Annotated in this window: 2 protein-coding genes and 1 pseudogene; all 3 read right to left on the reverse strand. The window is 67.6% G+C overall.

The genetic code is table 11. The features are described 5' to 3' along the window. On the reverse strand, nucleotides 1-726 hold a 726-nt coding region (pgl, locus tag AC2VON_RS16305), incomplete at its 3' end, for a 6-phosphogluconolactonase (protein ID WP_486953884.1). Then, nucleotides 723-1,634: a glucose-6-phosphate dehydrogenase assembly protein OpcA gene (gene opcA / locus AC2VON_RS16310; RefSeq protein WP_486953885.1), complete on the reverse strand. Its 912-nt coding sequence runs from the start codon at nucleotides 1,632-1,634 to the stop codon at nucleotides 723-725. The genes opcA and pgl, both read right to left, overlap by 4 nt. A 73-nt stretch (nucleotides 1,635-1,707) precedes the next feature. After that, nucleotides 1,708-2,034: pseudogene (locus AC2VON_RS16315) on the reverse strand (glucose-6-phosphate dehydrogenase); the annotation flags it as partial.

Genomic DNA, 2,034 nt, shown 5'->3' on the forward strand with positions numbered 1-2,034 from the left:
GGCGGCCGCTTCGACGTCGAGGAACCAGATCGTCTTCTCGCGCCCGATGGCTCCGGCGGCCGGCACCGAGACCGGGTCGGCACCGTGGACCGCGGCGGCCACCGCACCGGCCTTCGCTGCCCCGGACACCATCAGCCACACCTCGCGGGAACGCCGGACTGCGGTCAAGGTCAACGTGATCCGTCGCGGCGGCGGCTTGGGGGAATCGTATATCGGAAGCACCAGGCGGGTGGTTTCACGTACGGCCGGGGTGTCCGGAAACAGCGAGTTGATGTGGCCTTCGGGTCCCATACCCAGCAGGTGCACATCGAAATCCGGGGCCGGTTCGCCCGGACCGGCGTTGGCGGCCAAGACTCGTTCGTAGCCGAGTGCAGCAGCATCGAGATCATCGCCGAACTCGCCGTCGCTGGCCGGCAACGCGTGCACGTTGGCCGGCGGAATGTCGACGTGATCCAGTAAAGCCTCGCGGGCCGCTTTGTCGCTGCGGTCGTCGTCGGCTGCGGGGACGTAGCGCTCGTCCCCCCAGAACAGGTGCACCGCCGACCAGTCGATCCGCTGGCGGTGCTCGCGCAGATGCCGGAGCACCACGACCCCGTGCCCGCCGGTCAACACGATCAGCGCTCTGCCCCGGGCTGCCACGGCGGTCTCGATGACGGCGATCAATCGCTGGGCGGCGGCTGCGTAGAGCGTGTCGCCGTCGGGAAAAGTCTCGATAATGGTGCTCATAGGTACTCCACTCTGTCGATGCCCCGCAGCGCCGCACCGAAAATAGCGTCGGGGTCCAGCCGGCGCAGATCCTCCGCCAGGCACTCGGAGGTCTCCCGGCGCGGCAATGGAACCAGCACGGGCGGGCGAGCGGTGCGGCTCAATGTCGCCGTCGCGCCCTCCTGCGGCCGGCTGAGTGTCACCGTCTCACTATTGCGTACCAATTCCACCTTGAGATCGCCGGTCGCACGCCGCACCGATCCGTCGATCCGGCTGGCCAGCCAGCCCGCCAGGATGTCGAGGGCGGGTTCGGTCTTACGCCCCGACACCAGCGCCGAGGTGATCGGCTCGTATGGCGGGTTGTCCATCGTCGAGGTGAGCAGCGCCCGCCAGTAGGTGATGCGGCTCCATGCCAGATCGGTGTCGCCGGGGGTGTATCCCGGCAGCCGGCTCTTGATCGCCGACAGCGGGTCGGCACCGTTGGTCGCGTCGGTGATACGCCGGATCGCCAGCTTGCCCAGGGGATCTTGGGCGGGCACCGCGGGGGCGATGCCGGGCCACCACGCAACGACCGGGATGTCGGGCAACAGGAAGGGTGTGACGACACTGTCGGCATGACCGGCCAGCGGACCCGTCAGCCGCAGCACCACCACTTCACCGGCGCCGCCGTCCCCGCCCACCCGCAGCTGGGAGTCCAGCCGTGCGCCGGCGGCATCCGTGTCGCCGGCGTTCACCACGATCACTCGGCTGGGGTGTTCCTGGCTGGCGATGTTGGCTGCGGCGACGGATTCGTCGAGCAGCGCGTCGGTTTGCGGTGCGATGAGCAGTGTCAGCACTCTACCCATGGTCACCGCGCCGACTTGTTTGCGTAACTCGTCGAGCTTCTTATTGATCGCTGTGGTGGTGGTGTCGGGCAACTCGACGATCACGGCCGCCGCTCTCCCCCGCAAGCGGGAGGTGCCCCCACCTCATCGCTGCGCTCTGCATCGTCGCCGGCGCGGATCACGGCCGCCGCCATTCCCGCCCGGTACGGCGCAGCATCTCAAACGACGACGCCGGGCCCCAGGTGCCCGCCTCGTAGGGCTCGGGCTTTCCGTGGGCGGCCCAATTTTCGAGAGCGGGATCGAGTATCTCCCAGTATCTTTCTACTTCCTCTTTGACCGGAAACAGCGACGGTTCACCGAGCAAAACGTCGAGGATAAGCCGCTCGTAGTCTTCGGGTGAATTATCGGCGAACGCGGAGCCGTAGGAGTAGTCCATGTTGACGTCGCGGACTTCCATCGCGGTGCCGGGCACCTTGGAGCCGAACCGCAGCGTGACCCCTTCGTC

Source organism: Mycobacterium sp. TH-M82, assembly GCF_057473605.1.